The following is a 25,544-nucleotide window of genomic DNA, read 5'->3' on the forward strand; positions in this document are numbered from 1 at the left end:
GCGAAGCGGAATCGGCGCAGCCGACGCGACGAAGGAGCGCCCTTGACGCCCAACCCGCAACCGCGAAACTGAAACCTAGGGGCGGCCCCCACCCGGATCCACACGTCCCGGCCCACCCCGACTACCCCCGTCCCTCACCCGCACCCGACCTCACAGCGTGCGCTTCTCCTCCGGCGGCGGGTAGCCGAAGATCCTCTCGAACAAGACGGCCTCATCCGGTTCCTGGAACGCGCTGAGCAGCGCACGGTGGAGTCGCCGGTACGCGAGGCGCTGCCTCCGCCGTTCCACCAGCCGCGCCACGGCGCCGGACCAGTTGCGCCACCTTCGCCTCACAGCCCACCACCCCCGCCGACAGGAGGCGCCGCCGGCGGCGGCTCGTAGTCCGGGCACATCGGATTGCCGCACTCGCACGGCGGCCACGAGAGCGCCGACGCCGGGGCCAGGTCCGCGCCTTCCGCGCCGGGAACGCCCTTCCGTACGACGAGGACGCCATCCGTCCCGAGCGTGGCGATCAACAAAGACAGGCGCCGCCGCGCCTCGCTCCCCTTCATGCGACCAACCGCCTGAGCCCGCAATCCACTTGCTCCAGCAGTGCGGGTGTCGGTTCGATGAAGTCGCGTGGCACCCACCCCGGCACCAACCGCCAGAAGCCCCCCGCCTCCACCGTCGCGGCCAACTCGTCCGAGTCGTCCGACCTCGTATCGGTGGCTTGTTCGGTCATGAGAGATGTACCTTCCGTTATCGCGCGCTTGCTTTGCGTGTTCAAGCTTCGGCGCGTACAAGCGCGTTCACCAGGCATCAGCCCATGACACCGAGTTCGTCATAACGGAGGGATACGCAGATGACGGCAGAAACCGATGGTCCTGACCCCACCTCGTCACTCCTGGCCTTCTTCGGAAGCGAATTGAAGCGAATTCGCACTGCGGCGGACGTATCCCAGGACGAAGCCGCAGTAAGGGCGCACACGACGCAATCCATGATCAGCAAGGTGGAGTCAGCCAAGCGAGTGCCATCAGAGGACTTGGCTTGTGACCTGGACGCAGCGTTCGGCACGGACGGCCATTTCGGACGCCTGTACCCGCTCGTCATCACCTACGCATACCCGTCGTGGTTCTTGCCCTTTGTCGAGCTCGAACGGGATGCCACGGACATGCGCGTCTTTGAGAGTCAGATCGTCCCGGGACTGTTGCAGACCGAGGACTACGCCCGTGCGATGCTCAGCGCCGTACGACCGGACAACCTTGACGACTTGGTTGCCGCTCGCATGACTCGCCAAGCGCTATTCGAACGGGATATGCCACCGAGGATGTGGTTCATCATGGACGAGAACACGTTACGCCGACCGATCGGCGGGGCTTCCGTCATGCGGCAGCAGCTTGAACGACTCCTCGAACACGGGCAGGATCCACGCTCGGTAATCCAGGTTGTGCCGAGCTCGGTTGCGGCTCATGCCGGGCTGGCCGGACCCTTCACGGTCTTGAGCTTCACCGAAGGTCCAGACGTGCTCTATGTGGATGGCTTCTCGCAAGGCCGAATTGCTCTGGATTCACACGAGGTTGCTGCCGCCTCGCACGCTTATGATCTGCTGAGGGCCGACGCTCTGTCGCCCAAGAAGTCCGCCGATCTGATCGGTACGCATCTGAAAGGACTGACGTAATGGCCAGTGCGCCCATGCTGTCCGTCGAGTGGCGGCGCAGCAGCTACAGCACCAACGGTGGCAACTGCGTGGAAATAGGCGACGGCATCGCCAACACCGTCCCCGTACGTGACTCCAAGAACCCCACCGGCCCCACCCTCCTCGCGTCCCACACCTCCTGGACCGCCTTCCTCACCCTCGCCAAAGCCACCACCGTCTGACCCGTCCGCCAGGACCGGAGCCGTCACCCGAAGCCGACCCGCTCCATCCACGCGTCAACCGCGTCGAGGGCGTGGTGCGCGTTCGTCGTACGGATCAGGACGGGCAGGGCCGGTAGAAACCGCGCCGAATCCGTGGGGCACGCGTTACGCGTACGGCGGCGGCAGTGGTACGCCGAAGCGGCGGTGCAGCGCCAGTACGTCGTGGACGTCGTCGGCGTCGATCTCGTACCCCGTGTGCGACCGCACCTGATACTCGGGCGTGCAGCAGGCGACGCGTCGGCCCAGGACCGTGCCCGAGCCCGTCAACGCGTCGACCGGGTAGGCGAGTCCGTTCGGGCCGTGGACCAGCACCCCGTCGGCGTCCGTCAGGGTGGTGGCCGGGTCGAAGCTGTGCACGTCGACCTCGCGGCCCGCGTCGTCGACCAGGACGTAGTTGTACGGTCCGTCGTCGCGCATCAGCCGGAAGCCGTGGGCCCGCAGGGCGCGGTCGTAGCGGTCCAGGTCGTCGGTGCGCACGACGATGTCCAGGTCGTTGTGGGGCCGGGTCTGTTCCCCGAGCAGCGCGTCGACTCCCCAGCCGCCGTCCAGCCAGACCCTGATGCCCGCGCGATCGAGCAGGTCCAGGACGGCCAGTACATCCTCCGCACTCATCATGGTGCGCCACTCTCCCCGACGCACCGCCGCCCGGCACCCGGTTTTCCGTGTGCTCCCGCGCGCGCACTGACGGCGGCGCCCTGCGAAGAGGCGTGCGAATGACCCGCTCCTTCACATTAGGCTCGGTCGGTGTGAAGGACGAGAAGGACCAGAAGGTCCCGGCCGCCAAGGCCAAGGCCCCGAAATCCCCGATCCCCAAGAGCGAGCAGACCCGTACGCTCATCCTCGAAACCGCTCTCCGGCTCTTCCAGGAGCGCGGTTTCGACAAGACGACGATGCGGGCGATCGCCACGGAGGCCGGGGTCTCGGTCGGGAACGCGTACTACTACTTCTCGTCCAAGGAACATCTGGTCCAGGGCTTCTACGACCGGATCGGCGCCGAACACCGGCTGGCGGCGCGGGCCGTGCTCGACCGGGAGAGCGATCTGGAGGCGCGCATGGCCGGCGTGCTGACGGTCTGGATCGATGTCGCGGCCCCGTACCACGAGTTCGCCGCGCAGTTCTTCAAGAACGCCGCCGATCCCGAGAGCCCGCTGAGCCCGTTCTCCCCCGAATCGGAACACGCGCGCGACGCGGCCGTCGCCGTCCACCGTGAGGTGCTGGCCGGTTCCAGGGCGAAGGTCCCGGACGAACTGGCCGAACTGCTACCGGAGTTGATGTGGCTGGCCCAGATGGGACTGGTCCTGTACTGGGTCTTCGACCGCTCCGAGGACAGCGAGCGCTCACGCCGGCTCGCGGAGCGCGGCGCCCGGCTGACCAGCAGAGGCATCGCGCTCTCGCGGTTCCGGGCGCTGCGGCCCCTCGTACGGGAGGTGCACGAGCTGTTCGGGGACTTCCTGCCGGGGATGGCCGAGGTGGCCGCGACGCGCGCCTCCCGGAAGCCGACGACCGGCCGGAGCTGACCGCCGCGTCAGCGCCGTCGGTCCCAGCCCGCCGTCAGCCCCAGCCCGGCATCAGCCCCAGCCCGCCGACGGCCCGGATCGCCCCGCGCTCCCCGCCACCGGCCCGCACCGCCCGCCCTCAGAGCCAGCCCAGCTGCCACAGCCGCCAGATCCCGGTCCCGTCCGACAGATACTGCGCGCCCGTGACATCACCGCTGCTCAGTACGTAGTCCTTCTTCTGCCACAGCGGCACCAACGGCACATCCTCGGCCACCACCTTCTGGATGGACCTGAAGTCCTGCGAGGCCCGGCCGCGTTCGCCGTACTGCTGCGTGGACTCGATCAGCCGGTCGACGCGGTCGCTCACGTACCCCGTGCGCAGCGTGGAGTCCCGGCCGACGAGCGGCTGGATGAAGTTGTCCGGGTCCGGGAAGTCCGGGAGCCAGCCGACGGTGTACGCGTCGTACTGTCCGCTGGTGTAGCCCTTCTGGAAGGCCGTCCACTCGCGCTCCACGATCTTCACCTTGAACAGCCCGGTGGACTCAAGCTGCTTGCGCAGCTCCGTCGCCTCCGGCGCGGCCGAGCCGCCGTCCGAGTGCGCGAGCGTGAACGTCACCGGGGTCTCCACGCCCGCGTCCGACAGTAGTTCCCTGGCCCGCTTCACGTCCGGCTCCGGATAGGTGTCGAAGAACGGCGTGGTGTGCGAGGTGATGCCCTGCGGGATGGGCGAGTAGAGCGGATCGACCGTCGAGGCATAGACATGGGAGGCGATCCTGGACCGGTCGACGATCGCGGCGACCGCCTGACGCACCGCCTTGTCGGCCATCGCCGATCCCTCGCGCACATTGAAGACGAGGTTGCGGATCTCGGCGCTGTCGGCCTCGTTCATCCGGATGTCGTCCTCGCTCGCGTCCAGCCCGGCGATCAGCGACGGCGGCAGTTGGCGATGGGTGACATCGACCTTACGGGCCTCCCAGGCGGCGGCCAGCTCGGCGGACTTCTTGAAGTAGGTGATGTCCACCGGCCCGTCGACCGCCGCGATCGCGCCCCGGTACCGGGGGTTGGGCTCCAGACGTGCCGAGGAGCCGGGGGCGTACGCCTTGAGGACGTACGGCCCCGATCCGTCGGTCTCCGGGTCCGTGCGCAGCCCGTTCGCCGGGTAGCGGGTGTGGTCGACGATCGCACCGGCTCCGGTGGCGACCTTCAGCGGGAACGTCGCGTCACGGGAGTCGAGATGGAAGGTGACCGTCAGACCGTCCGCCTCGACCGACTTGAGCGTGGCGAAGAGGGACTGTGGACCGACGTCCGACTTGATGGCGAGCACGCGGTCGAAGGAGTACTTGACGTCCTCCGCCGTGATCTTGTTGCCGTTGGAGAACTGGAGATCGTCCCGCAACTCGCAGCGATAGGTCTGGAGTTCGTTCCCGACGAAGCCGCAGGTACGAGCGGCGTCCGGAACCGGCGTGACCGAACTGGGTTTGAACGTCAGCAATGACTGGTAGATGTTGCTGAACAGCGCCCAGGATCCGGCGTCGTACGCGCCGGCCGGATCGAGCGAGGTGACCACGTCGGTCGTACCGACGGTGATCGCTTTCTGGTCGGTGTCGCGGGACGGAAGCAGCTGCCAGCCGCCCACCCCCGCAATCACCAGCACAAGAGATGTGATGAGTATCCGCAGACGGATCGGCCGCATGTGCAGTGCCCCTCTATCACGCCCACCCCTGACCGTGATGGCGCTCACCCAACCACACGGCATCCGTCGGCGGAAGAGAAATCCCGGGTCGCACAGGCAACGGTCGTGTTAAGCGTGCCGGGACAGGCCCCAGGGCCTGTCCCGGACGGGCTTCAGGCCGCCCGCGAGGCCAGTTCCACGATGGTGATGTCGGAGGGGGCACCGACCCTGACCGGCGGGCCCCAGGCGCCCGCGCCGCGCGACACATACAGCTGGGTGTCGCCGTACCGCTCCAGACCGGCCACGGTCGGATTGGCCAGACCCGCGAGAAGGTTGCCCGGCCACAGCTGGCCGCCGTGGGTGTGTCCGGAGAGCTGGAGGTCGACGCCGTAGCGCACGGCGTCGTCGATGACGACGGGCTGGTGGGCGAGGAGTACGGACGCCCTGGCCCGGTCACGGTCGTCGAGCGCCTTCGCGAAGTCGGGGCCCGCGCCCTCGCTCTCGCCCGCGACGTCGTTGACCCCGGCGAGATCGAAGCCGGGGATCTCCACGCGCTCGTTCTCCAGCGGCCGGAGGCCGAGTTCACGGACGTGGTCGACCCAGGCGTCGGCGCCCGAGAAGTACTCGTGGTTGCCGGTCACGAAGAACGAGCCGTGCCGGGCCTTGAGACCGGACAGGGGCTCGGCCGCCGGTCCCAGGTCCTTGACGCTGCCGTCCACCAGGTCACCGACGACGGCGATCAGATCGGGCTGGGTGGAGTTGATGGTGTCCACGATGCGCTGGGTGTGGGCGCGGCCCAGGATCGGTCCGAGGTGGATATCGCTGACGACGGCGATACGGAAGCCATGGGCGCCGCGCGGCAGCTTGGCGAGCGGGACGGTGACGCGCTTGACGCGGGGGCCGCGCAGGACGCCGTACGTGCCGTATCCGACGGTCGCGAGCGCGGCGGTGGCAGCCGCGCCGCCGACGACACGGGAGACGAACAGGCGACGGGAGGGTGCGGGGGTGGCGGGTGGTGCCAGGGGGGCGGTGGCCGGCGGTTCCGACAGGTCCGAACCGCCGTCGGATATGCCCGTACCAGGACCTGTGCCAGGACCCGTACCAGGACCTGTGCCAGGACCCGTACCAGGACCTGTGCCAGGACCCGTACCGGCTCCCGGCCCCGTGCCCTTGTCCGCGCCGGCGCCCACCGGCGTACGTACGACGGTCTCCGCCTCCGCCTCCGCCGGGACCTCAGCCCCGGCCGACGCGTCCCGGCGCTCCAGCAGCCGCCGCAGCAGCGGCCGTACGGCCTCTCCCACCAGCAGCGCGAGCAGCAGGTAGAGCAGCGCCGCCAGCCACAGATAGCCCGGCCAGGCCAGCACCTGCTGCGCCAGGAACGGCATCCCCGAGCGCCCCGAGACCACGGCGCCGACCGACAGTAACGGCAGCACCACCGCGGCGACGGTGCCCAGCCTGCGGGCGAGGCCGCCGGGGCTGGTCGTGTCGCGCACAAGGCGCCGCCAGAGGTACCAGTGCGCCCCTGCCACCAGCGATACGGCGGCGAGCGCCCCCAGAACGATCACGACGACCACGAACAGGCCCCTTATCCCAGTTTTTCACGGTGCTCGCGCTGTTCGTGCCGGAGCGCGCGCACACTACGGAACCCGATGACGCCAACGGCCGTCCCCAGAAGAAAGGACACGATGGCGAGCGTCAGGTGCACCCAGAAGTACCCCGTCGGATCACCGGCGTCGTCGAACGCGAGTCCGCCGCCGTCCTGCCACAGGTTCTTGACGAAAGTGATCCAGATGAACCAGCTCCACACCCCGAACGCGAGCAGGAACCAGGACACGGGGCGGTTGAGCTTCATGGATTCAGTATCACCGGCGCCTGCCGCCCGACGGCAGCCGGGTCCGGAGAGCGGGCGGCCGGATCGGCGCGAGGTACGGTCAGCTCATCCGCACACGCCGGGAATGGGGCCGATCAGCCCACCCGGGTCGGCACCGTGGTGCGGGGCATGTACGTTTTCGATCGTGTCCGCTCTGAAAAAGACCGCCTTGACGGTCATCGCCGCCGCATTGCTTCCCGTGATGACCGCCGCACCCGCGTCGGCCGACGGCAAGGTCGACGGGCCCGACAACAACAACCAGCCGAAGCCGCCCGTCTCCATGTCCACGGTCGGCGGGGCCAAGCTCGGCCGGGCGGGTACGCAGGTGAACCTCGGCGCCGGTGCGCCGGTCCTGCCCAAGCAGCTGAGCGGCCGGTCCTGGATCGTCGCGGACGCCGAGTCGGGCGCGGTACTGGCCTCGCACAACGCCCACTGGCGGCTCCCGCCGGCCTCCACCCTCAAGATGCTCTTCGCGGACACGGTGCTGCCCAAGCTGCCCAAGGACGAGGTGTACAAGGTGGCGCCCACCGATCTCGCGGGGGTGGGCGCGGGCAGCAGCCTGGTCGGAGTGAAGGAGAACCTCAAGTACTCCGTCCACGATCTATGGCTGGGGGTCTTCCTGCGCTCCGGCAACGACGCCGTCCATGTGCTCTCCGAGATGAACGGCGGGGTCAAGAAGACCGTCAAGGACATGCAGAAGCACGCCGAAGAGCTCCAGGCACTGGACACACAGGTCGTCACGCCCGACGGCTACGACGAGAAGAACCAGGTCTCCAGCGCGTACGACCTCACCCTGATCGCCCGCTCCGGACTCCAGAAGAAGGACTTCCGCGAGTACTGCGCGACCGTGACGGCCAAGTTCCCCGGCGACGTGAAGGAGACGAAGGAGGGCGAGAAGGTCGAGAAGGACAAGAACGGCGACCCCAAGCGCGACTCGTTCGAGATCCAGAACACCAACCGGCTGCTGACCGGCGCCCCCGGCGTCCCCACGTACAAGGGCATCGCCGGCGTGAAGAACGGCAACACCACCCACGCGGGCGCGACCTTCACCGGCGTCGCCGAGCGCGACGGCCGGGTGCTGCTGGTCACCGTCATGAACCCGTCCTCCACGGAGGGCCAGGCGGTCTACCAGGAGGCGGCACGGCTGCTGGACTGGGGCTTCACGGCGGCCGGGAAGGTGACCCCGGTCGGTGAGCTGGTACCGCCCAAGTCCGCCCGTATGAACGCCTCTCCGAGCCCCAGCGCCGTGGGGGCGGATTCGGCCGGGGCCGGTAAGGCCACCGAGCCCGCCAAGTTCGCGGCCACGAACGGCGAGGGCACGGGCGGCGTCGGGACGGCTCTCGCCGTCGCGGGCGGCGTGCTGGTGGTCATGGGCGGCGCGGTGTTCCTGGTCAACCGGCGCTGGCCGCTGCCCGACCTGGTCCGTCGCCGCTCGCGCGAGTAGACCCGGCGGCGCGGTTGCCGTTGCCGTAGCCGTTGTCCCGCCTCCGCTCGCTCTCCGGCCCGGTATCCGCCTCGTCCGTCGTGCTTCGGGTCGCCGTCCAGGCGGCGCAGAACAGCAGCAGCTTCGCCGTGAAGTTGATCCACAGCAGCAGCGCCACCGGCACCCCGAACGCGCCGTACATGCTCTTCGCCGCCACGCCCCGCATATAGCCGCCGAGCAGCAGCTTGAGCAGTTCGAAGCCGACGGCGCCGATGAGCGCGGCGACGACGAGCCGGCGGCGCGGCGGATGGACGCGGGGCAGCAGCGTCAGTACGTAGAGCAGCAGCAGGAAGTCGGCGAGGATCGCCACGGCGAGGGCGGCCACCTGGAGCAGTACGCCGCCCGCGCCGTTCTCGGGGATACCCAGCCGGTCGGCGGTCCAGCCGACGGCGGTCGAGCCGAAGCCCGAGGCTCCCAGTGAGGCCAGCCCGACCGCCCCCAGACCCACGAGCGCCACCGCGTCCTTGCCCTTGAGCAGGAACGGATTGCCCTCTTCCGTATCGTCCAGCTCCCAGACGGCGCGCAGACACTCCCGCATGGAGCCGACCCAGCCGATCCCGGTGAGGAGCAGCACCGCGCCGGCCACCACCCCGACCGTGCCCGCGTTGGCCACCAGGCCGCTGATGTCCAGCTGTTGGGAGATGCCGGGGACCTGCCGCGCGATGCTGTCCTGCAACCGGTCCAGCTGGCCCTGGCTGAGCAGCGCGGCGCCGATCGCGGCGCCCACGGTGATCAGCGGGAAGAGCGCGATGAAGCTGATGAACGTGATGGCGGCGGCCAGCCGTGTCCAGTGGACGCGGTCGAGCGTTTCGTACGAGCGCCAGGCGTGCGTCCGCATCAGCCTGGCCACGAACGGGCCGACCAGGGGCAGTTTCTTCAGCCAGTCCATGAACGACGTGTACCCCCTGATCGGAAAACAAGCGCGAGCGTCGCTGCAAAGGCCGCAAAGAATGCAGTATGGGGCGATACGGTCATTTCACCTCGGACCTGTCGCGCCGCCTGTCGCTGTACCCGTGCCCGTACCCGCGCCTGTCCCCGTACCCGTAACCGCCTGTTCGCACTGCTGCCCCTGCCCCCCTGAGGAGCGATTCACGATGAAGGACGCCTTCGGCACCCCGCAGTCCCTGCTCATCCTCGGCGGTACGTCGGAGATCGGACTCGCCACCGCGCGCCGGCTGATCGCCCGCCGTGCCCGTACGGTCTGGCTGGCGGGCCGCCCCTCCCCCGCCCTGGACACCGCCGCCGACCGGCTCCGGGCCCTGGGCGCGGACGTCCGTACCGTCGCCTTCGACGCCCTGGACCCGGGCTCCCACGGGGAAGTGCTCGGCAAGGTCTTCGCGGAGGGGGACATCGACCTGGCGCTGCTCGCCTTCGGGGTCCTCGGCGACCAGGCGCACGACGAGGCGGACCCGCTCGCGGCGGTCCGGGTGGCGCAGACCAACTACACCGGCGCGGTCTCGGCGGGCCTGGTGTGCGCGGGCGCGATGCAGACGCAGGGGCACGGTTCGCTGGTGGTGCTGTCATCGGTGGCCGGCGAGCGGGCCCGTCGCGCGGACTTCATCTACGGGTCGAGCAAAGCGGGCCTGGACGCGTTCGCGCAGGGGCTGGGGGACGCCATGTACGGCACGGGGGTGCAGGTCATGATCGTACGGCCGGGCCTCGTGGAGCCGAGGACGGCGGCTGCCCCGCGGACGCCACTGGCCACCACCCCGGAGGCGGTCGCGACGGCCATCGAGCTGGGGCTGCGACGACGCTCGGAGACCGTGTGGGTGCCGGGGGCGCTACGGGTGGTGATGGCGGCGGTGCGCCATCTGCCGCGCCCGCTGTTCCGCAGGCTGCCGGTCTGAGCCGGCGGGGGCGGGCAGCGAGGGGCCGGGCGGGGCGGGACTCAGCGCAGGGAGGTCGGCCGGTCGGCGGGGGTGCTCGTGCTCTGTGGGGGCACCCCCGAGATCTCCGCGCCACCGCCGAACGCGTACTCCTGCAGCTTGCGCCATACGGCGTCCGCGCCCTGCTCGTACAGCGCGAAGGAGGTGCAGCTCCAGGCCGCGCCGTACTCGGACAGCTCCTCGTAGGCCCGGTCCATCGCCTCCTCGGCGATGCCGTGCGCCACCGTCACATGGGGGTGGTACGGGAACTGGAGCTCGCGAACGAGCGGTCCCGACGAGTCCCTGACGCGCTTCTGCAGCCAGGTGCAGGCCGACGCGCCCTCGACCACCTGGATGAAGACCACCGGCGAGAGCGGGCGGAACGTACCGGTGCCGGACAGCCGCATCGGGAACGGCCTGCCGGCGGACGCGACCGCGGCGAGATGCGCCTCGATCGCGGGCAGCGCCGACGCGTCGACCTCGGTGGGTGGCAGCAGCGTGACATGCGTGGGAATGCCGTGCGCGGCGGGATCACCGAAGCCCGCACGCCGGTCCTGGATCAGGCTGCCGTACGGCTCCGGGACCGCGATCGAAACGCCGAGCGTTACGGTCCCCACATCGATCTCCTCAGTCCCGTGGTCCATGTGTCGATGGTCTGTGTCTTCGCCGCCGCTCGCCAGTGTGACGGTCGCACCGCCCGGCCCGCCAGCGGCGACCGGAGCGGTGCGACGCGGTGGCGTTCCGGGCCGGCGCACCCCACTGACCTCCGGTGTCTTCGCTCCGGGCCGCCCTCTGCGCCGGTGCGCCGCCGGTGCTCCTCGGTGCCGCGCGAGTACTCCGTCGGTGCGCGGCCCGTACTCCGTCAGTGCTTGGCGGGGAGGAAGCCGACTCTGTCGTAGGTCTGCGCCAGGGTCTCGGCCGCGACCGCTCGGGCCTTCTCCGCGCCCTCGGCCAGGATCGAGTCCAGCGTCTCCGGATCGTCCAGATACTCCTGGGTGCGCGTCCTGAACGGGGTGACGAACTCGACCATCGCGTCCGCCAGGTCCGTCTTCAGCGCACCGTAGCCCTTACCAGTGTATTTCTCCTCCAGCTCCGCGACAGAGGTGTCCGTGAGCGTGGAGTAGATCGTGAGCAGATTGCTCACCCCGGGCTTGGTCTCCATGTCGAACCGGATCTCCGTGCCGGTGTCGGTGACCGCGCTCTTGATCTTCTTCGCGGTGGCCTTCGGCTCGTCGAGCAGATTGATCAGGCCCTTGGGGGTGGACGCGGACTTGCTCATCTTGATCGTCGGGTCCTGGAGGTCGTAGATCTTCGCGACCTCCTTGACGATGTGCGGCGCCGGGACCGTGAACGTCCGGCCGAAGCGGCTGTTGAAGCGCTCGGCGAGATCGCGGGTCAGCTCGACGTGCTGCCGCTGGTCCTCACCGACCGGGACGGCGTTCGCCTGGTACAGCAGGATGTCGGCGACCTGGAGGATCGGGTACGTGAAGAGCCCGACCGTGGCGCGGTCCGCGCCCTGCTTCGCGGACTTGTCCTTGAACTGCGTCATCCGGGAGGCCTCACCGAAGCCGGTGATGCAGTTCATGACCCAGGCGAGCTGTGCGTGCTCGGGCACATGACTCTGGATGAAGAGCGTGCAGCGCCGCGGGTCGAGACCGGCGGCGAGCAGCTGGGCCGCGGCGAGACGGGTATTGGCGCGCAGCTCGGCGGGGTCCTGGGGAACGGTGATCGCGTGCAGGTCGACGACCATGTAGAAGGCGTCGTGGGTTTCTTGCAGCGCGACGTACTGGCGCACCGCGCCGAGGTAGTTCCCGAGGTGGAAAGAGCCTGCGGTGGGCTGGATTCCGGAGAGCGCGCGGGGACGATCAGAGGCCATGTTCACCATTCTCTCAGGTATGACCGACAGGTCGGGAACGGAGAGGGGGCGTGGGCGGGACGGGAGACGGCGCGGGGGACGGCGCGGGGAGGAGACGGGCGCGGGGCCCACGGTCTCCCGGCGTCCGGACTCTGTTCAGCCAGGGCATGCCGAGGGCAAGGTTTCCTCGTCCACACTGCGAGCGACGATAGAAAGTGGGGCCACGTCCCGCCCGTACCGCACAGCTTGTCCCGCACGGCTTGTCCCGTACACCCCGCACAGCTTGTCCTGACCGATCGGAGAAACCCGTGTCGACAACGGAGAGTGCCATCGCCTCGGCGGAGGCCCACAGCGCGCACAACTACCATCCGCTGCCCATCGTGGTCGCCTCGGCGGACGGCGCCTGGATGACCGATGTCGAGGGGCGGCGCTTCCTCGACATGCTCGCCGGGTACTCGGCGCTCAATTTCGGCCATGGCAACAGAAGGCTCATCGACGCCGCGAAGGCGCAGCTGGAGAGGGTGACGCTCACCTCGCGCGCGTTCCACCACGACCGGTTCGCCGACTTCTGTACGCAGCTCGCCGAGCTGTGCGGCATGGAGATGGTGTTGCCCATGAACACCGGCGCCGAGGCGGTGGAGACCGCCGTGAAGACCGCCAGGAAGTGGGGCTACCGGGTCAAGGGCGTGCCGGACGGCATGGCGAAGATCGTCGTGGCGGCCAATAACTTCCACGGCCGTACGACCACGATCATCAGCTTCTCGACGGACGCGGAGGCACGGGCGGACTTCGGCCCGTACACGCCCGGCTTCGAGATCGTTCCGTACGGGGATCTCACCGCGCTGGACGCGGCGATGACCGAGAACACCGTGGCCGTGCTCATGGAGCCGATCCAGGGCGAGGCCGGGGTCCTGGTGCCGCCGGCGGGCTATCTCGCCGGGGTGCGGGAGCTGACCCGGCAGCGGAACGTGCTCTTCATCGCGGACGAGATCCAGTCGGGCCTGGGCCGGACGGGGAAGACCTTCGCCTGTGAGCACGAGGGCGTGGTGCCCGACATGTATGTCCTCGGCAAGGCGCTGGGCGGCGGGGTGGTGCCGGTGTCGGCGGTGGTGTCCTCGGCCGACGTCCTCGGCGTGTACCGGCCCGGCGAGCACGGCTCGACCTTCGGCGGCAATCCGCTCGCCTGCGCGGTGGCGCTGGAGGTCATCGCGATGCTGCGGTCGGGCGAGTTCCAGCAGCGCGCGGCGGAGCTGGGTGACCATCTCCACCACGAACTGGGCCTGCTGACGGGCGGCGGAGCCGTGGAGGCGGTACGCGGCCGGGGGCTGTGGGCGGGGGTGGACATCGTGCCGTCCCACGGGACGGGCCGGGAGATCTCGGAGCGGCTGATGGACCGGGGCGTGCTGGTGAAGGACACGCACGGCTCCACGATCCGGATCGCCCCGCCGCTGGTGATCAGCAAGGAGGACCTGGACTGGGGCCTGGACCAGCTCAGGGCGGTGCTGGCCGACTAGGTCCTGTCCGGTACGTGGTGTCCGCCCGGGGGCGTTCCCCGGGCGGACGACGTCACGTGGGACGTACTCGTCTAGAGGATCACGTGTGGCAGGAAGCGGGCGTACTCGTCGGTGATCAGGCCCGAGGACTCGCGGATGCCGAGGCCCGCCGCCTCGTCCTCGACCACCCACGCGCCGAGCACCACGCGGTTGCCGTCGAAGTCGGGCAGCGGCGCCAACTCCTGGTAGCAGCAGGGCTCGTCGCGTAGCACCGGGGGCGCCCCCGGCTCGTGGATCGTGACACCGGCGCCTTCCCTGCCGAGGAGGGGCTTGGCCACATAGCCGCGGGAGGCGGCCAGTTCGCGGGGGCCGTCGAGATACGAGGGCAGCAGGTTGGGGTGGCCGGGGTGGAGTTCCCAGAGGATCGCCAGGAGCGCCTTGTTGGAGAGGAGCATCTTCCAGGCGGGTTCGATCCAGCAGGTGGTGCCCGTACCGCCGCCGTTGTCCAGGGTGTCCTGGACGTACGGACCGAAGCGGTCGGTGGCCAGCCACTCCCAGGGGTAGAGCTTGAAGCAGCTGCGGATGAAGCGCAGCCGGTCGTCCACGAAACGGCCCGACAGCCGGTCCCAGCCGATCTGTTCGACGGAGAGCGCTTCCGTCGCCAGGCCGGCCTGCTCGGCGGTCTCGCGCAGATACGCGACCGTCATCAGATCCTCGCCCAGTTCGTCGCCGTCGGAGTGCGCGAAGTGCACCGGGCCGGGCGGGAGGAGGCCGGACTGCCGTTTCCAGGCGGCGACCAGCCGTTCGTGCAGGGAGTTCCACTGGTCGGCATGGGGGAACCGGTCCTCCATCCAGAACCACTGGGCGCTCGCGGCCTCGACCAGTGAGGTGGGGGTGTCGGCGTTGTACTCCAGCATCTTGGCCGGACCCGTGCCGTCGTAGTGCAGATCGAACCGACCGTAGATGGAGGGCAGTTCGGCGCGACGCCGCCAGGACTCGGCTATCAGGGCGGCGAGCCGGGGGTCGGTGATGCCGAGATCGGCGAAGCGGTCGTGTTCGACGATATGCGCGGCGGCGCCCAGACAGAGGGCGTGCAGCTCTTCGACGACCTCTTCGAGCGCCTCGATCTCGGGCAGCGTGAAGGAGTAGTAGGCGCTCTCGTCCCAGTACGGCCGCAGCGAGTCGTCCGGGTAGCGGGTGAGCGGGTAGATGACGCCCTGCTCCTCGACAATCCGCTGCCAGTCGGGGCGGGGCCGTATGGTGTGACGTTTCATCAACGGATCAGCGGTCGGCCGGCCAGGACCACTCAGCCCCCGCCGGAGCCGGAGGAACAGCCGAAACCGCCCCGGTCGACGGCCGCCTTGTCGAAGCTGCCGCCGTCGACCTTGCCCTTGCTGCTCGATCCCCCGTAGTAGTACGAGCCGCTGCCGCCGCTCTTGCACTCGGAGCTGGGCAGGGTCTGCCGGGTCGTCCGGTCGGCGCACCGCTTGTCCGGATCCGAGCCGCAGGACGTGATCGTGACGGCGAGGACCCCCATGCTTCCGAGCACGACCGTGCTCGACCTCAGCCTCCGTGGACGCGTAGCGGTCATATCCCGCCCCTTCCCCCGTTGTTGTGAAAACACCATAAGCGGCCCGACTGAACCGAGCCATGGTCGGGCCCGGGCCGCTATCGGCCGGCCGCGCGGCGGATCTCGCCCTCCGCCGGGAGCAGATCCGTGATCATCTCCCAGATCCGCTTCGCGTCGGTCCTCGTCAGCCGTACCGCGCTCGCCGGGCCGACCTGCCCCGGGGCGACCGGCTCCGCGGGCAGTTCGCGGTGCCAGTACCCCAGGGGGCCGCAGTCCCAGACGCCGAAGCCGCGGACCGCCACGCCGTCCTGGCCGCCGTCGCGGCCCCGCCAGGCCGCGGTCATGCGCCAGCTCGACCGTAGTTCGCCGATCATGTCGGCGAACAGCGCGAGCGCCGGTTCTTCCAGGGTGCCGGTCGACTCCAGGGCGGCGCGGATGTGCTCCCGCTCCGCTCCGCCGGACGCGGCGGCGGGGACGTCCGCCACGCTCCCGACGCCCGCTTCGAGCGCTGCCACGGTCGTCTCGACGACGGCGAGCCCCGCGTCGCGCACGGCGGCGGACTGCTGGAGGTTCACCATGTTCGCCATCGCCCAGACCAGCGTCTTCGGCTCGACCGTCGCGTACTCGGCCTCACGCTCTCCTGGCCAGGACTGGTGGGCGACCACATGGTCCTCCCCGATGATCAGCCCGTGGTTCAGGGTTCCCTGACGGCCCGTGGCCTCCAGCGAGATGACCACGACCGGGTTGACGAGCGTCTTCATCACAGGCAGCAGCAGAACGGACAGCTCACCGCCCCGGCCGAGCAGACCGCACTGCCGCAGTTCGTCCCCGGCCGCGGTGTACTCGTCGGGCACGGGCCGGCCGGTCGCCAGTTCGGTGAGGACGATGACGTGCTCGTCGGCCAGCCGGAATCGGGGCCGGGTGATGTCGTACGAAGGCATGGGCAGAACACTCGCTTTGCTACTGGTCGGATGGGTCGTCGGCTGCCGTGCTCCGGCCGGAACCGCTCAGGACTGGCTCTCCGCGAAGAGCCGGGTGGACCGCGAGAGGGCGGCCCGTACAGCACCGCCCCTGGTCAGCGGGGCCCGGTCCACCCCGGCGAAGAGCGTGACGAGCGCGATGTCCGCGGCGACGGCCCGGCCGGTCACCGACACCACCAGCTTCTTGCTCGCGCCGATCCCGGACTGCTTGGCCGAGACGGAGACACCCGGGTCCTCGTTGTCGGCCTCCCTCAGCAGTACGTACTGCTTCCGGTTGACCGCCCACAGCCGGTAGTGGTCCCCGCCGTACTTGAAGTGCAGGGCACGTGCCTTGTGCGTCAGCCCGAAGCGGTTGCGCCGCAGGTACACCATCGCGTCACCGACCCTGAGGGTGGAGCGGTTGAGCGTCGGCAGGTCCGCCGCCTCGGTGTGGATGCCGCGGGTCTCGAACGTCGCGGTGGGGATGAGGGTGCCGCGTACCTCGGAGACCACGCTGCCCGGGGTGGTCTTCCTGGGCAGCGGGCAGGTCAGCACGATCTCGCCGAACTCCGGTGAGGCGCCCCGGTAGCCGGCGCGCCGCTCGTGCGTGCGGCCCTCCTTCCAGAACTCCAGCGTGATCGGGGCGGTGGCGGTATGCATCGGTCTCCTTCAGCTCCTTCAGTCGAACGGGTTGAGGGCGCTGCCCAGCTTCTTCGCCCCGCCGGCGATACCGTCTCCGATGTCCGACGCCTTGTCGCCGACCCAGTCCCCGGCCTTGTCGAGGCCCTTGCCGATGGCCTCGTGGTTGTCCCAGATCAGGGCGCCCGCGTAGGCGGCACCGGTACCGACGGCCAGGCCGAGCGTAACGGGGTTGGGAGCCACGGTCAGAGCCGTCATCGAGGCACTGAACGCGGTCCCGGTGAGGTCGGTCGCGAACTTCGACGGATTCGCCTTGATCATGTCGGTGTCGTACGTCGCGAGGTTGGCGACGCCGTACGCCGTCGACGCGACACCGCCCACCACGCCGGCTCCGCGCAGCCAGCCGGCCGCCTTCGCGGCGTTCGCCAGACCGCCCTGTGACGCCACCCTGGCGAGGTTGGCCTCGGAGGCCGTGGGCATGAAGAAGGCGCCGTTGCGCATATAGCCGCCGAACATGGCGGCCTCGTCGGAGCCGGTCAACGCCGAGACCGCGCCGGCCGGGATACGGCTGAGCAGACTGCCGGGCGGCGCACCCGCGAGACGGGTGTTGATCGTGCGGCTGATGAGGGTGCCCGGGGCGTGGGGGATGTCGCCCTTCAACACCTTGACCAGCTTGTAGGAGTACAGGCCGGCCGCGGTGAGCGAACCGGCGAACGCGCCGACCGTGATCGCCCCGTTCGACACCTGCGACACCAGCTTCGCCAGCTCGGGGTTGCCGGTGAGACGGGTCATGCCGTCGCGCTGGAGGCGCTTGATGTAGTCGTCGAGGGTCTCGTTGTCGCGCTTTTCGAGCCACGCGAGATCGAGGCGGTCCTGCTTCTGCTTGTCGTCGGACTTCGCCACCGCGCCGGCGTCGCCGTTGAAGCCGGTACCGGGCGTTCCGTCGTTCTTGTTGCCCTGGCCGTCCTTGACCACGGCCTCCAGGTCCTTCTTCAGGTCCCCGTCGGCGTCGTCGACCGCCTTGACGCAGGACTTGATGTACTCCGTCCAGGACTGCACGCTCTCCCGGATGCTCTTGGCGTAGTCGGGGTCGTGACGGGTCGCGGCGCGCTCGGCCTCGGTGAGCGCGGCGTAGTCGAACTCGACGTTGCCCTGCTCCGAGACCTTCATACCGGCCTTGATCGCGTCGGCGCGGGCGTTCTCCAACTGCTTCTTCAGGTCGGTGAACTGCTGGTGCGCGTTGCGCAGCAGGGTGGCGGTCGCCTTCGCCTGGGTCTGCGCGGCCGTGTACTCGTAGCGGGTCGCGGCGAAGTTGGTGTGCGCGCGGACGGAGCTGTCGCCGAGCCAGGTGCCGTCCATGGTGATCTTCTGGACGCTGTCGCGGTAGCGCTTCTCGACCTTGTGGAACTCCTCGGCCATCTCCTGCCACTTGTCGGCGGCGGCGTTCAGTCCACCGAAGTCGGTGGTCATGACCTCGTGATACGTCAGCATGCTGGTGTTCCCCCGGGAGACGACGTGGGCGCGTCACGCGGTCCGGAGATCGGGACGCGGCGCGACGGTACGTGTCGGTACTCTTCGTTACGTTTCGGTACGTCAGTACGTTTCGTACGTCGGTACGTGTCGGTATGTCGGTACGTGTCGGTATGTCGGTACGTGTCGGTATGTCGGTACGTGTCGGTATGTCGGTACGTGTCGGTATGTCGACGTCGGTCAGTACGCGTCGAAACTCGACGGGATACCGCTGAGGGTGCCGCGGCGGTCGACATCGGTCCCCGTCAAGATGGTGACCGTCGCCCGCAGGGCGCCCTTCTCCGTGTTCAGCCGTCCCACGAGAGTCTTCACCTGGCTCTCCCAGGTGGTCTGCACCGTCTTCAGCCCGGCGGCGGTGGCCCAACCGGAGAAGGCGCTGATCGCGGTGGTCATCGACGCGTCGGCCCAGTCCCCGGCCTTCTTGGTGTTCGGCTGGAGTTCCGTCTCGATGGTGTTCGCTGCCGCGCGCTTCTGGGCCGGCGTCGACGCGAGATCGGGGGCGCCGCCGCCCGGCGCCGATGCGGGCGGGCGGTCCTCGTCCGGGAGTCTGTTGAGCCGCATGGAGGTGGTCGGCCCACCTTGCGAAGGAGCCAAGCCCTGCTCGAATCCCATGTCCGTAAACCCCCGTTTTCGGTACCACGATCGCGATTTCGCAGTGGGATTGTATAACTACAATCGGCCGCTACCGAGGGCTGGTTCGCCGACGCCGTCCGCCCCGGGGGCGGGACCCCGGGGCGGACGACGCTGCCTTATGACGCGCTCCAGCTCCCGCCCCCTCCGTAGGGACGGGTGATCGCTTCCAGTGCGTGACCGGCGGGATCCAGAAAGTACACGCCGCGCCCGCCGTCGTTGTGGTTGATCTCGCCGGGACGCTCGCGGTGCGGATCGGCGTAGTACGTGAGCCCGGCGTCCTGGATCCGCTGAAAGATCCCGTCGAACTCCGCCTCGGTGACCAGGAAGGCGTAGTGCTGTGCGGCGATCGGCTCTTCCGGAGTCGTCGCGAAGTCGAGGGTGACGCCGTTGCTCAGTTCCACGGGGATGAACGGGCCCCACTCGTCCCCGACCTCAAGGCCGAGGATCCGCGCGACGAACTCGGCGGATTCCCGTTTGTTCTTGGAATGGACGATGGTGTGATTCAGCTGGACTGGCACTGTGGAATGCCTCCGTAAGGGCCAACTCACCGGCACCTCCATGCCTCACCCGGACGGTGACCGACACGCGATGCCGTAGTGACCAGCGTAGGCCGGGCCCCGGGGGCTGTCTCGCCCGTTACTCCCTACGGACCCGCGCCAGCGGTACGGCACGACGCCCGGGCCCCGGCCCCGGCGCGGCTCACGGCTTCGGGGATACGTCACGCGAGCGCTCAAGAAGCTGCCGAGCGACTGAGTTCGAGCGATAGGGCGCGAGCAAGGATGGGATCTTGGCGACCTGTCCATCGATTCGCCCGGAATGGATCGCCGGATAAGCGTCCAGCACCTTATTCCAGGTGGCGCAAGCCGCCTCCAGGTATCCCACTTCGAGTTGCCGTTCGGCCAGTATCGCACCGAATTTCACTTCCGACCTCTTACTGTCGGTGGAATCCCGCAGACGAAAATGGTCGTGAAGGGATTCAACGCTGCCTTTCACGTCACCCAAAGCATGTCTGACTTCCGATGTGGCATACGCCAATGTTGACGAACTGAATCCGCCGAACGTCCCGAATTGACTCTCCGCCTGATTCACCGCGCGTTCTGCCTCGCGGAGGCTGTTCAGCGCGTTGGTCTTCTCGCCTGCCAGCGCGTACGAGTGTGCCTGTTGTCCGGCGAGAAATGCACGCATGCGGGGGCTGGACTCGGGTGATGCCTCCGCGGCAGCGTTCGCGAGCCGTACCGCCGGCGCGCCGTGGCCCAGATTTGCGGCTTGCACTGACATGCCTCGTAGGACATGGCAATAGGTCATGTGGTCGCCACTTGCGCCCGCCAACTCCAAGCTCTTCACGTAATACTCTTGCGCCCGACCATGCGCCCCCTCATCCACTGCCATCCATCCAGTCAGGTAACAGAGAAAGGAAGCGGCAGACATCATCGATTCGCGGATTTCATCCGATGCGCTTGCTTTCAAGTATGGGGCAACCGTGTTGACCAGAAAAGCGGCAGCCATAGGACGCGCATAGCGCCCGCCGAATTCGTCGTCAAGGTCCGATAATCGGTCGGTCATCGCCGTTACCGCCTGAACTTCCGACTTTCCGATACGTCGCTGTGGATCACTCCTGAGGGCATCCATTCGCCCCACCACATCGGGCCAACCCGGAATGGTGAGCGCCACAGAGAAAAGCCCCGCGCCGAGGACTCTCCGGCGTGACGGATCCATGTCTTGCCTCCCGAGATCAAGCAGCCCTTCCACGGTACTGGCGGGTTGCTTCAACTGATCGGGTGACGTGGGGAAGCCTGCCTCACTGGACGTGACCGGGCGGCGAAGTCTCCGTGCCAGCGCTTCGAGGATGAGGGGACGGACTGTCTCGCGTGGCATATGCCCTTGTAGCCACTGGTGGACCGACGGCGGTGAGTACTTGAGCGGCGTTCCCCGCTCGGTTCCGACGCGGTTGACCGCTTGGGCGAGTTGACGCAGCGTCCACCCGCTCTCGCGGTACAGCCGCTCCAGCCCGGCGTTCGTCTGTCGTGTCGTCACTGGCCCAACTCCCGCGTTCTCGCAGCTTAATCCTCTTAACTGTTGGTCGCTTCCCCACCGTACCGCTGTGAGTGACGGAGCGGTTGCCTAGAGCGAGCACAGCAAGGGGCGGAAGAAGAAAGGCAACCGATGGCGAACCAGGCTTTTCAACGGGTCAACAGCGTCACGGAGTTGGTCGCACGGGTCGAGTCGAGTGGCTTCTACCGCTTACTGCCCGGCGCTGTGCCCCGGACGTGGTCGGCATGGCCGTGTATGGCTCCAACCTTGAACAACCGGGTGTGCCGGACTCCGTACCGGCAGGCCAGTGCGGATACCGACCTGACCTTGAGCGGTATGGCGACCCTCGCAGACGACCAGGACGGCCACAACAAAGCCGAAATGAGGAATGACACATGACGGTTGCCCCTCTGCGCAGCCACCGTACAACCACCCGGGCGACGAGCCCACTCCGGAGCCGACCGGCCGTCCGGAGTCTGCTGGAGCCGCAGACGCTCACCCCCGCCGATCTGTCCATGGTGCTGCTCGTCACCGAGGAGCCCGCCGACCGTCCCATGCCCACGGTCACGGTCGCTGAGATTCCCGCCGTGATGCGCGAGTGCGCCGCCCTCGGTATCCGATCCGTGAAGCTGTTCGCCGAGTCCGCCGCGCGGGACGCCACGGGGGAGATTTCGCTCGCGCCGGATTCGCTCATGGCCCGGGCTGTCCACGCGGCCAAGGAGGCAGCTCCCGGCATCGCGGTCATGACGGAAACGTGCCTCTGCTCGTACACCACCGATGGAGTCTGCTACCTCACCGACCAGCACGGGCGGCCGGACGTCGCCGCGACGGTGCGAGTAACAGCCTCACAAGCCGTGGTCCACGCGGAAGCGGGCGCGGACATCGTCGGGCCCGCGTCCATGCTGCTCGGCACACCGGCGCCGCCCGCCGTGCGCTGGACGAGACGGGACACGAGGGGGTGTCCGTCATGCCGCACGTCATCTTCTGGTCGAGCCTGTACGACGGATTCCGGCTCACCATGGGGGCGACTCCCAAAGCAGGGATCAACCGGGAGTTCCAGATCAACCCGGGCCGTGCCGACCAGTTCGTTGACACCGCCTTACGTATGGAGGCGGACGGGGCCGACATGATCCTTCTGGAGCCGGCACAGTTCACAGCCGATGTACTCGCCACGCTCCGGACGCAGACGCGAGCACCGCTGTTCCCGTTCTCGGTCTCCGGTGAGTACAAGGCGCTCACCTGCGTGGACTCCGGGACGGGGCGGCGGGACGTACGCCTCCTGGTCGAGCTGTTCACGATGTTGAAGCGCGCGGGGGCATCCGCGAGTGTCACATACGCCGCGCTCGATATCGCGCGCCTACTCAGCTAGCCGCGAGGGCGGCCCGCACCGCGTCAAGGATGGAATGCGCGCCCTGGTCGATCAGGTCGGCGGCCAGGGTCCCACCGAGCTTCTCCGGCTCGTCGGACGGGCCGGTGAGTGCGCCCGAAACGCGCTGCTGACCGTCCAGCGAGGTCACTTGGCCGAACAGCTTGAGAGTCCCGTCCGGCAGAGTCTCCGCGTACGCGCCCACGGGCACACTGCACCCGCCGTGGAGCTCGGCGAGCAGTGCGCGCTCCGCCCTTGCCTGACTGTCGACACGCACGTCGCCGACCGTGGACAGCATCTCGCGCAGCGGGGCCGAATTCGCGTCCGTACGGACCTGGATCCCGAGTGCCCCTTGACCAGGGCTCGGCGGGAAGAGGTCGAGCGGCAGCACTTCCCCGATCGCATCGTCCAAGCCAAGCCTGCGAAGCCCCGCTACCGCCAGGACCACCGCGTCAAGCCCCATGGTTTCGATCTTCTTCAGGCGGGGCGGGACGTTACCCCGGATCGGGACGATTTCGAGATCGGGCCGCACCGCGAGGAGCTGCGCGATCCGGCGAGGAGCGCCCGTTCCGACTTTCGCCCCCTTCCTCAATCCGGCGAGGGTCGAGCCGCAGAGCGCGTCTCCCACGTCCTCACGTCCCGGCGGGGGCAACAGCATGAGCCCGCGAGGGTTCGCCGTGGGAAGGTCTTTCAGAGAATGGACAACCACGTCCACGTCACCACGGCACAACGCCGCTTCCTGCTCGGTGCTGAAAGCCGATCCGCCGCTGACGGCGGACACGCTCGACAAGAGCGACTTGCGGTCCTTGTCGCCCCCTTCCAGGATCACCCGATGCGTGAAAGCGGTCTCCGGGAATCGCTCGCGCAGCGGGCGCAGGTATTCCCGTACCTGAGCTTTGGCAAGGTTGCTCGCGCGCGAGCCGACGAGGTACTGAACCACGATGACCAACTCTCCGAGCCTGACGAGGTGCTATCAGGCTATGCCTCGGCACAGCGTGCTCATACAGACACAGGGTCGGCATGGCACGTGGACAAGCGGCCAAGGACGAGCGAACTGGATGAGCCCCCTTTGCGCGTTACAGCCATTTCGGGGGCTTCGCGGTTACGCGCTCACGGCCCGCGCGGCTCACGGCCCTACGGCTCACGGCCCGCGCGGCTCACGGCAGTACGCGGCACAGCGCGTCCAGCGCGCCCGTCCACGCGCTGTCCGGTGGGGTGGCGTAGCCGACCACCAGGGCGTCGCGGCCCGGCGAGGTGGAGGGGTGGACAAAGCGGGACAGGCCCTCCACCGCGAGCCCCTGCCAGGCCGCCGCCTCGATGACCGAGCGTTCGCTGCCGGGCGGCAGTTCGAGGACGGCGTGCAGGCCGGCCGCGATCCCGCTCACGCTGATGCCGGGCGCCCTGTCCGCCAGCGCCCGCACAAGCTGGTCGCGGCGGCGCCGGTAGCGCAGCCGCGAGGAGCGGACATGACGGTCGTACGCGCCCGAGGCGATGAACTCCGCGAGCGTGAGCTGATCCAGCGCGCTCGACGCCCAGCCCACCTCTCCCTTCGCCGCCACCACCTCTCCGGCCAACTCCCCGGGCAGCACCAGCCATCCGAGCCGTAGCCCCGGTGCCAGGGACTTGCTCGCCGTGCCGAGGTACACGACCCGTTCGGGGTCGAGTCCTTGCAGGGCGCCGACGGGCTGGCGGTCGTACCGGAACTCCCCGTCGTAGTCGTCCTCCAGGATCAGCCCGCCCGTACCGCGTGCCCAGTCCACGGCCGCCGCGCGCCGGTCGGGGTGGAGCGCCACACCCGTCGGAAACTGGTGCGCGGGCGTCAGCAGCACGGCGCCGACGCCACGGGCGCCCGCCGGGGCGGACAGCCCGGCCAGGTCCTCGGTACGGGTGCCGCGCGCGTCCAGCGCGAGCGCGGGGATCCGCAGCCCGGCCGCGGTGAGCAGCCTCCGGTGCTCGTCGAGGCCGTACGACTCGGTCGCCACCGCGCGCACCCGGCGCGCGGCCAGGACCTTCCCGAGCAGCGACAGCCCGTGGACGAAGCCCGAGCAGACGACGATCCGCCCGGGGTCGGCGTACACGCCGCGCGCCCGCGCCAGATAGTCGGCGAGGACGGTACGCAGCTCGATCCGGCCCCGGGGGTCGCCGTACCCGAAGGCCTCGTGCGGCGCGGCCGTCAGCGCCCGGCGGGCGGCCGTGAGCCACTGCGCCCGGGGGAACGCGGCGAGGTCGGGGGTGCCCGGCATCAGGCTGTACGCGGGCCCGCGCCGGACCGGCCGTGCTCTGGGGGCGGCGGGCGCGGCTCTGCGGGGCTCGGCGCGGCGGGCCACCCGGGTCCCCGAGCCCTGCCGCGCGGTGAGCCAGCCCTCGGCGACCAGCTCGGCGTACGCGTCGGCGACGGTGTTACGGGCGATACCCAGATCGGCGGCGAGCGAACGGGAGGACGGCAGCCGGGTGCCGGGCGCGAGGCGGCCCGTGCGGATGGCGTCGCGCAAGGCGTCCATGAGCCCGGAGCGCAGCCCGGACCCGCGCAGCTCCAGATGCAGATCGACACCGGCGATCGACGTATTGGCCCAGGAATCCGTCATGTAAGTGGACCATACCGGGGTGCCACTGGGCGCGTAGCGTCGTACCCATGACGACGACGAACACGACAGACACTGCGAGCGCGTCCACGGAATACGCCCCGGAGCACACCCCCCGCCTGAACATGGCCAAGCTCGCCCCCGAGGTGTACAAGGCCATGGTCCGGCTGGACGCCGCGGCCCGGCAGGGCGTCGATCCGACCCTGCTCGAACTGGTCAAGATCCGCGCTTCCCAGCTCAACCACTGCGCGTTCTGTCTCGACATGCACACCAAGGACGCGCTGGCGGCGGGCGAGTCGGTGGAGCGGATCATCCAGCTCAGCGCCTGGGAGGAGTCGCGGCACTTCTACACGCCGAAGGAGATCGCGGCGATCGAGCTGACCGAGGCGGTCACCGTACTGACCGACGGTTTCGTGCCGGACGAGGTGTACGAGAGGGTCGCGGCCCACTTCGACGAGGCCGAGCTGGCCCAGCTGATCTCCGCGATCACGGTGATCAACGCCTGGAACCGGTTCGGGGTGACCACCAGGACGGCCCCCGGCCACTACACGCCCGGTCAGTTCAAGCACTGATGACGGCCATGGCGTCCCGCGCCCTGCACCAC

General features: G+C 69.0%; 27 protein-coding genes and 1 pseudogene. 9 read left to right on the forward strand and 19 right to left on the reverse strand.

From position 1 onward, the window contains the following. Window positions 1-150 precede the first annotated feature (150 nt). Window positions 151-333, reverse strand: coding sequence for a hypothetical protein (locus AB0M67_RS30555; RefSeq protein ID WP_365750740.1), 183 nt, complete (start codon window positions 331-333; stop codon window positions 151-153). Between the two features lie 214 nt (window positions 334-547). Further along, window positions 548-721, reverse strand: coding sequence for a hypothetical protein (locus AB0M67_RS30560; protein ID WP_365750742.1), 174 nt, complete (start codon window positions 719-721; stop codon window positions 548-550). A 120-nt stretch (window positions 722-841) separates the two neighbouring features. Here AB0M67_RS30560 and AB0M67_RS30565 point away from each other — a divergent pair, with 120 nt between their 5' ends. Together AB0M67_RS30565 and AB0M67_RS30570 are read left to right on the forward strand one after the other, a co-directional pair. Beyond that, entirely contained in the window at window positions 842-1,657 is an 816-nt protein-coding gene (locus AB0M67_RS30565; protein WP_365750744.1) for a helix-turn-helix transcriptional regulator, read from the forward strand. Then, window positions 1,657-1,857 carry a DUF397 domain-containing protein gene (locus AB0M67_RS30570; RefSeq protein ID WP_365750746.1) on the forward strand — a complete coding sequence of 67 codons (201 nt, stop codon included), beginning with the start codon at window positions 1,657-1,659 and terminating at the stop codon, window positions 1,855-1,857. The genes AB0M67_RS30565 and AB0M67_RS30570 overlap by 1 nt, the downstream gene beginning before the upstream one ends. 144 nt (window positions 1,858-2,001) lie before the next feature. Here AB0M67_RS30570 and AB0M67_RS30575 read toward each other — a convergent pair whose 3' ends face one another. Then, window positions 2,002-2,535, reverse strand: a complete 534-nt coding sequence (locus AB0M67_RS30575) for a nucleotidyltransferase family protein (protein WP_365750747.1) — start codon at window positions 2,533-2,535, stop codon at window positions 2,002-2,004. 107 nt (window positions 2,536-2,642) lie between these two features. Between AB0M67_RS30575 and AB0M67_RS30580 the strand changes: the two genes are divergently transcribed. After that, window positions 2,643-3,413, forward strand: a complete 771-nt coding sequence (locus AB0M67_RS30580) for a TetR family transcriptional regulator (protein WP_365750749.1) — start codon at window positions 2,643-2,645, stop codon at window positions 3,411-3,413. A gap of 118 nt (window positions 3,414-3,531) precedes the next feature. Here the strand turns inward: AB0M67_RS30580 and AB0M67_RS30585 are convergent, their stop codons facing one another. From AB0M67_RS30585 to AB0M67_RS30595, 3 genes are all read right to left on the reverse strand, one after another. After that, the gene (locus tag AB0M67_RS30585; protein WP_365750751.1) at window positions 3,532-5,085 is read right to left on the reverse strand and encodes an ABC transporter substrate-binding protein; all 1,554 of its coding nucleotides are present in this window, start codon (window positions 5,083-5,085) and stop codon (window positions 3,532-3,534) included. A 152-nt stretch (window positions 5,086-5,237) separates the two neighbouring features. Further along, entirely contained in the window at window positions 5,238-6,638 is a 1,401-nt protein-coding gene (locus AB0M67_RS30590; protein WP_365750753.1) for a metallophosphoesterase, read from the reverse strand. A gap of 11 nt (window positions 6,639-6,649) precedes the next feature. Then, window positions 6,650-6,916: a hypothetical protein gene (locus AB0M67_RS30595; protein ID WP_365750757.1), complete on the reverse strand. Its 267-nt coding sequence runs from the start codon at window positions 6,914-6,916 to the stop codon at window positions 6,650-6,652. Between the two features lie 163 nt (window positions 6,917-7,079). On the opposite strand from AB0M67_RS30595, the gene AB0M67_RS30600 reads away from it, so the two are divergent. Next, window positions 7,080-8,378 (forward strand): D-alanyl-D-alanine carboxypeptidase, encoded by a 1,299-nt coding sequence (locus AB0M67_RS30600; protein ID WP_365750759.1) that lies wholly within the window; start codon window positions 7,080-7,082, stop codon window positions 8,376-8,378. Here the strand turns inward: AB0M67_RS30600 and AB0M67_RS30605 are convergent. Further along, complete coding sequence (locus tag AB0M67_RS30605) at window positions 8,326-9,306, reverse strand: YihY/virulence factor BrkB family protein (RefSeq protein ID WP_365750761.1); 981 nt, start codon at window positions 9,304-9,306, stop codon at window positions 8,326-8,328. The genes AB0M67_RS30600 and AB0M67_RS30605 overlap by 53 nt on opposite strands. Before the next feature lie 205 nt (window positions 9,307-9,511). Between AB0M67_RS30605 and AB0M67_RS30610 the strand changes: the two genes are divergently transcribed. After that, window positions 9,512-10,264: a decaprenylphospho-beta-D-erythro-pentofuranosid-2-ulose 2-reductase gene (locus AB0M67_RS30610; RefSeq protein ID WP_365750763.1), complete on the forward strand. Its 753-nt coding sequence runs from the start codon at window positions 9,512-9,514 to the stop codon at window positions 10,262-10,264. Between the two features lie 41 nt (window positions 10,265-10,305). Here AB0M67_RS30610 and AB0M67_RS30615 read toward each other — a convergent pair whose 3' ends face one another. Further along, a complete protein-coding gene (locus tag AB0M67_RS30615; RefSeq protein ID WP_365750903.1) occupies window positions 10,306-10,899 on the reverse strand; it encodes a 2'-5' RNA ligase family protein in 594 nt (197 codons plus the stop codon). Between the two features lie 245 nt (window positions 10,900-11,144). After that, window positions 11,145-12,158, reverse strand: a complete 1,014-nt coding sequence (gene trpS, locus AB0M67_RS30620; RefSeq protein WP_365750765.1) for a tryptophan--tRNA ligase — start codon at window positions 12,156-12,158, stop codon at window positions 11,145-11,147. A 287-nt stretch (window positions 12,159-12,445) separates the two neighbouring features. Between trpS and rocD the strand changes: the two genes are divergently transcribed. Continuing rightward, window positions 12,446-13,651 (forward strand): ornithine--oxo-acid transaminase, encoded by a 1,206-nt coding sequence (gene rocD / locus AB0M67_RS30625; RefSeq protein WP_365750767.1) that lies wholly within the window; start codon window positions 12,446-12,448, stop codon window positions 13,649-13,651. Between the two features lie 71 nt (window positions 13,652-13,722). Here the strand turns inward: rocD and AB0M67_RS30630 are convergent, their stop codons facing one another. From AB0M67_RS30630 to AB0M67_RS30665, 8 genes are all read right to left on the reverse strand, one after another. After that, window positions 13,723-14,904 (reverse strand): glutathionylspermidine synthase family protein, encoded by a 1,182-nt coding sequence (locus tag AB0M67_RS30630; protein WP_365750768.1) that lies wholly within the window; start codon window positions 14,902-14,904, stop codon window positions 13,723-13,725. A 32-nt stretch (window positions 14,905-14,936) separates the two neighbouring features. Beyond that, on the reverse strand, window positions 14,937-15,221 hold the full coding sequence (locus AB0M67_RS30635) for a hypothetical protein (RefSeq protein WP_365750770.1): 285 nt from the start codon (window positions 15,219-15,221) through the stop codon (window positions 14,937-14,939). A 77-nt stretch (window positions 15,222-15,298) separates the two neighbouring features. Further along, window positions 15,299-16,141 carry a histidine kinase gene (locus AB0M67_RS30640; protein ID WP_365750772.1) on the reverse strand — a complete coding sequence of 281 codons (843 nt, stop codon included), beginning with the start codon at window positions 16,139-16,141 and terminating at the stop codon, window positions 15,299-15,301. 66 nt (window positions 16,142-16,207) lie between these two features. Continuing rightward, a complete protein-coding gene (locus AB0M67_RS30645) occupies window positions 16,208-16,819 on the reverse strand; it encodes a hypothetical protein (protein ID WP_365750774.1) in 612 nt (203 codons plus the stop codon). Window positions 16,820-16,837: 18 nt separating this feature from the next. Then, complete coding sequence (locus tag AB0M67_RS30650) at window positions 16,838-18,289, reverse strand: hypothetical protein (protein ID WP_365750776.1); 1,452 nt, start codon at window positions 18,287-18,289, stop codon at window positions 16,838-16,840. A 219-nt stretch (window positions 18,290-18,508) separates the two neighbouring features. Next, window positions 18,509-18,889 carry a hypothetical protein gene (locus AB0M67_RS30655; protein ID WP_365750778.1) on the reverse strand — a complete coding sequence of 127 codons (381 nt, stop codon included), beginning with the start codon at window positions 18,887-18,889 and terminating at the stop codon, window positions 18,509-18,511. 188 nt (window positions 18,890-19,077) lie between these two features. After that, the gene (locus AB0M67_RS30660) at window positions 19,078-19,479 is read right to left on the reverse strand and encodes a VOC family protein (RefSeq protein WP_365750780.1); all 402 of its coding nucleotides are present in this window, start codon (window positions 19,477-19,479) and stop codon (window positions 19,078-19,080) included. Window positions 19,480-19,660: 181 nt separating this feature from the next. Continuing rightward, window positions 19,661-20,995, reverse strand: coding sequence for a tetratricopeptide repeat protein (locus AB0M67_RS30665; protein WP_365750782.1), 1,335 nt, complete (start codon window positions 20,993-20,995; stop codon window positions 19,661-19,663). A gap of 392 nt (window positions 20,996-21,387) precedes the next feature. On the opposite strand from AB0M67_RS30665, the pseudogene AB0M67_RS30670 reads away from it, so the two are divergent. Continuing rightward, window positions 21,388-21,885: pseudogene (locus AB0M67_RS30670) on the forward strand (hypothetical protein); the annotation flags it as partial. Between the two features lie 74 nt (window positions 21,886-21,959). Then, window positions 21,960-22,361 (forward strand): hypothetical protein, encoded by a 402-nt coding sequence (locus AB0M67_RS30675; RefSeq protein ID WP_365750784.1) that lies wholly within the window; start codon window positions 21,960-21,962, stop codon window positions 22,359-22,361. On the opposite strand, the gene hemC is transcribed toward AB0M67_RS30675, so the two are convergent. Together hemC and AB0M67_RS30685 are read right to left on the reverse strand one after the other, a co-directional pair. Further along, the gene (gene hemC / locus AB0M67_RS30680) at window positions 22,354-23,298 is read right to left on the reverse strand and encodes a hydroxymethylbilane synthase (RefSeq protein ID WP_365750904.1); all 945 of its coding nucleotides are present in this window, start codon (window positions 23,296-23,298) and stop codon (window positions 22,354-22,356) included. The two genes, AB0M67_RS30675 and hemC, sit on opposite strands and share 8 nt — an antisense overlap. A gap of 217 nt (window positions 23,299-23,515) precedes the next feature. Further along, window positions 23,516-24,943, reverse strand: a complete 1,428-nt coding sequence (locus AB0M67_RS30685) for a PLP-dependent aminotransferase family protein (RefSeq protein WP_365750786.1) — start codon at window positions 24,941-24,943, stop codon at window positions 23,516-23,518. Window positions 24,944-24,990: 47 nt separating this feature from the next. Between AB0M67_RS30685 and AB0M67_RS30690 the strand changes: the two genes are divergently transcribed. Continuing rightward, on the forward strand, window positions 24,991-25,512 hold the full coding sequence (locus AB0M67_RS30690; protein ID WP_365750788.1) for a carboxymuconolactone decarboxylase family protein: 522 nt from the start codon (window positions 24,991-24,993) through the stop codon (window positions 25,510-25,512). The last annotated feature ends 32 nt before the right edge of the window (window positions 25,513-25,544 follow it).

The sequence above is a fragment of the Streptomyces sp. NPDC051662 genome (genome assembly GCF_040681655.1).
Classification (GTDB): Bacteria; Actinomycetota; Actinomycetes; order Streptomycetales; family Streptomycetaceae; genus Streptomyces.